3 protein-coding genes are annotated in these 4,035 nt (G+C 44.0%); 1 reads left to right on the plus strand and 2 read right to left on the minus strand.

What is annotated here, in order from left to right; genetic code table 11:
- Nucleotides 1-152 (minus strand): GTP-binding protein (locus tag Q338_RS12085; RefSeq protein WP_034292953.1); only part of this gene is annotated, 152 nt, incomplete at its 3' end.
- Between the two features lie 404 nt (nucleotides 153-556).
- Nucleotides 557-3,055 (minus strand): TonB-dependent hemoglobin/transferrin/lactoferrin family receptor, encoded by a 2,499-nt coding sequence (locus Q338_RS12090; protein ID WP_034295835.1) that lies wholly within the window; start codon nucleotides 3,053-3,055, stop codon nucleotides 557-559.
- A 335-nt stretch (nucleotides 3,056-3,390) separates the two neighbouring features.
- Between Q338_RS12090 and Q338_RS12095 the strand changes: the two genes are divergently transcribed.
- Complete coding sequence (locus tag Q338_RS12095; protein WP_051968645.1) at nucleotides 3,391-4,002, plus strand: biliverdin-producing heme oxygenase; 612 nt, start codon at nucleotides 3,391-3,393, stop codon at nucleotides 4,000-4,002.
- Nucleotides 4,003-4,035: the final 33 nt, after the last annotated feature.

Genomic DNA, 4,035 nt, shown 5'->3' on the forward strand with positions numbered 1-4,035 from the left:
TCAATTTGGTCGTAAGCTTTTGCTGTGCCGCCGAATTTTTCAGCCAAAATGGTGGTCAATGCAGCAGTCAAAGTGGTTTTACCATGGTCAACGTGTCCAATTGTACCTACGTTAACGTGGGGTTTGCTGCGTTCAAATTTTTCCTTAGCCATGAGCTAAATTCCTTATAAAGAACAAGTTAAAAGAACAGTATTCAGGCAGGCTGCCTGTACACAAAAAAGCAGAACGATAAATCCATCGCTCCGCGAAATTTGAAAGATGAAATTATCGTCTGTTTTAATAAAAAAATCAAGTGGTTTATTTTTCAGGCTGCCTGATTTTTGGGAAAGGCAGCCTGAAAGGAAATTTGAATAAACAATCATTGAATAAATATAGTCGCAGAACTGAAAAAGCAGTACGGCGTTGCCAATGCCCTTATGTACTATTCGTACACGGCGGGCGTTGTCGCCTTGTACTGCATTTTCATTTCTACGACTATAACAAAAAAGGCAGCCTGAAAAAAATCCAGCCCACAAATTTTAAATGATTTGTGGGCTGAATTGATTTTCAGGCTGCCTTAAAATTTATATTCCAAAGAAACCGCATAATTGCGACTGGGCGCGGTAAAGCGTTCCAAGCCCTGATTGTGGTTACCCCTGTCACTGGCGCGGGCAACGCGGTCAGACGTACCCGTTAAATTCAAACCGCGCAAGGTGTCCCAACTGTGGTATTTGCGATTGGTTAGATTGTACACACCAGCGCGTAAAGTCAAATTTTTCACAGGACGATAATAGCCATACACGTCCCACACCCACGCCGATTGATTTTGCCAAGGGAATTGTTGCACCGATGGTTGCGCCGAATCGTAAGCGCGGCAAATCGATGTGCCAAACCAAGGGTCAAATTCTTCGCGCACGCAACGGCGTTCCCCTTGCAAATATTGGGCATCTGCGGGTTTTTTGCCTTTGTTGTAGCTCACGCGTGAGAATACGCCCCATTTTTCGCTGGGGTGTTCATAATCCACACCAATCACGGCTTTTAAGGGCTGAATGGTGAGCAAATTCACTTTTTGCCCTTCGCTTTGCATTTGCCCTTTGCTCCAGCCCAATGCGCCCGACACGCTCAAGCCTTTGGGCAAGGGTTGGGCGACTTCATGTAAATTCAGGCTGCCTTTAAATTCTACGCCGCTGATTTTGGCTTTATCCGCATTGTGGAATTGTTGATAGGGCGTGGACACATAACGGTCGCACCAAGACGATGTGCAAAACGGATTTTCCACATTTACCCAGCCTTCGCGTTCATATAAAAAATCACGATAACGACTGTGATACGCCCCCACATCTAATTTGCCATAACGACCGCTGCCTGAAAGCGTGATATTGTGGTTCACGCTTTTTTCGGATTTTAATTTTGGATTGGCAAACCAGTTTCCTGAAAAACTTTCAAATGTGAAATACATTTCCGAAGCACTTGGATTGCGGAAACCGCTACCGATTTGATAACCCAGTTTCCAATGATTGTTTAATTGCGCGTCTAAACCCAATGAGCCGCTCCAATTGCGGAACGTTTTAGCTTCCACCGCGCCACACAAACGTCCCATGCGCGTGGCATTGCCGCAGGCTACGCTGCTTTCTTGTGGGCTGTATTTTTCATGGTCGTAGCGAATGCCGATTTGCGATGAAAACGTGTCATTCCATTTGATTTTATCTTGCAGCGCGAAACCATAAAATTGGGTTTTGACAGGGTGCTGAATGGTGTAAATATCGGGGTTGGGCATTTTCAATTGTTGCGCGAAATTAATCCAACCACGGTCTTCCAACGTGCCATCTGCATTAAAAAATTGGTCATTATTCACATTTTCAAACTTACGCTGACCGCCAAATGCTTTCATGGACAATGTGTGTTGTCCGCCCAATTGAAACGGTCGCGCTTGTGCAAACAATGATAGGCGGCTTAATTTGGTTTTATTATTGCGTTGGAAATATTCTTCAACGTGTTGTTTGTCATAGCCATAATGATTATAGGAAATATAATTGTATTGTCCTTTGCTGATGTGCGTGCCGTTTTGCGTACGCGCATGGTCTAAATCCGCTTTAAATGTTGAAATGGGCGATGTTTCAGGTGTCCATTCATAGCTTAAATTGGTGTTACTCATGCGTTGGCGGTCATCAATATCGCGCCAACCGCGTCCTGTCAGCCAAGTGGGGTGTTCGTAGGAAAACTCGTTCACAAAATTGCTGTTGCGTTGCCCACTGTGCGACAAGGCAATGCGGTGGGACGGATTGATTTGCCAACCAAATTTTGCCAGCCAGCTATTGTTTTTGTGTTGCGAAGGGTCTGGGTTGATTTGATTAATGCCGTGTCGTGCGAATTTTTCGCGCAATTCATCACTTGTGCCAACGGTGGGCGGGTTGGTTTTGTCGTGGTTTTGCGTTTCATGCCCGTGTCGGTGGGTGTATAAAACTGCCGCGTCAAACGTGTCATTCATAAAACCCAAACCAAGCGTATTCACCCATTCCCGATTTTTTGTGCTGTAGCCACTGCGTAGCATGCCGCCAAAATCGCGTTCAGGCTGCACAATATCGCCCGCGCTCAAGGTGCGATAATTCACATTGCCGCCCAATGAGCCACTCCCAAAATTCAGCGAATCCGAACCTTTCACCACTTCAATATTGCGTACCAATTCAGGGTCAATCCGCAAGCGCGAATTATTGAAATTGCCATAACGCTTATACAGCGAATTTTCTTCCGAATCAGGCAAACTAATGCCGTCAATGGCAATGCCCACGCGATTGTCTTCCACGCCGCGCATGGCAAACCCTTTTTGGTGTCGCCCATTTTCCGCCACGCCCACATCTGCGCTGTAACGCACCAAATCGCGGTTATCCCGAATCATCTCTTGCGTGATGGCGGTGCGGTTTTTGGTTTCGGTGGTGATGTTACCGCGTTGGCGTTTGCCTTTTACTTTTACGGTGTCTAATTCTTGTGTGTGAACGGGGTTGTCGGCAACTGCGTGATTCACGTCCCAAATCATCAGCAGCAGTACGGACAATTTTTTAATTTTGCCAATTTTCATGTTTTTTACCCTTGTTATTTTTATCAAAATATTCCATAATATTGAAAATGAAATTAATATAAATTTTTATTTGACTGCGAAATTATACTTCTTCTGCAAAAAAACGTAAAGATTAGGCAAGGTTTTGAATGGGCGATTCATTTGATTTTAAATGAAAAATTATTTATAAATAATTATTTTTATTTGATTTTATTTGTATTTTTGAATTAAATTTTCAGGCAGCCTGAACAATGTGGTGCAGCGTAAGTGTTTACATAAATTTACAAAATATTTTTTGATTTGAACCACAATCGTGGTTTTTTATTTTTTCATTCACTTTAAAAAGGAAATAAACAATGTTTCATACCGATGACGATGAACAAAATTCGCCTTGCGCCAATTTAACTTTTGCGCAATTTTTGAAACTCAATTGCCAAACCACACACGACAGCGTGGACAATTTGGTGATGTCGGTGAAGCCGTTTGATTCGCCTGAACATTATGTGAAATTTTTGCAATTGCAAGCGATTTTCCACAAAGTGGTGGACGATATTTACAAAAATCCTGAATTGAATCAAAAGATTGATGGATTGGCGGAATTGGCGCGTTATGATGATGTGCTGTTGGATTTGCAGGATTTGCAGGCGAGTAAAAAAGCCATTTCCACGCCTTTGCCGCAATTGTCGGGCGCGGAAACTTTGGGCTGGCTGTATTGTGCAGAAGGCTCTAATGTGGGGGCGGCGTTTTTGTTTAAAGACGCGCAAAATAAATTGGGTTTTGGCGCGGAACATGGGGCGCGGCATTTGGCTCCGCACGCCGATGGACGCGGTAAGCATTGGCGCGATTTTGTGGCACAATTGAATGCGTTGGATTTGAGCGAGCAGGAACGTGCGGCAGCGTTAAAAGGGGCGTTGGACGCGTTTGCGTTTTATAAGGTGGTGGTGCGCGAGATTTTTGGTGTGGCGTAAAGATAATTCATTAAGATTATTTATTTAGGGGAA

Origin of the sequence: Alysiella crassa DSM 2578, assembly GCF_000745955.1 — a bacterium.
GTDB lineage: Bacteria > Pseudomonadota > Gammaproteobacteria > Burkholderiales > Neisseriaceae > Simonsiella > Simonsiella crassa.